Origin of the sequence: Paraburkholderia sp. SIMBA_054, assembly GCF_046534875.1 — a bacterium.
Classification (GTDB): domain Bacteria; phylum Pseudomonadota; class Gammaproteobacteria; order Burkholderiales; family Burkholderiaceae; genus Paraburkholderia; species Paraburkholderia hospita.
On sequence record NZ_JAWRXV010001794.1, the window covers coordinates 1 to 232 of the forward strand.

Sequence of the window (232 nt, forward strand, 5' to 3'; positions counted from 1 at the left end):
TGCTCATTCCCTTATTCGGTAATTTGGACGCCGCAAAAGTTGAAGCGATCCGCCCGCATATCGTAACCCGGATATATGAATACGAAGCCGAGATGGTCATTATCGACTTGACGGCGATGGGAACGGTGACACAAGAAGGCGCCAGCTACTTAGAGTCGCTCGTGCAGACTTTGGGAGTCATGGGAATCGATGCCGTCATTACCGGCGTGAAACCCGATCATGCCCAAAAACT

General features: G+C 51.3%; 1 protein-coding gene. It reads left to right on the forward strand.

Translation table 11 applies throughout. The annotated features are described in order from the left end of the window. On the forward strand, positions 1 to 232 hold a 232-nt coding region (locus tag SB822_RS61260), incomplete at both ends, for an STAS domain-containing protein (RefSeq protein ID WP_410859687.1).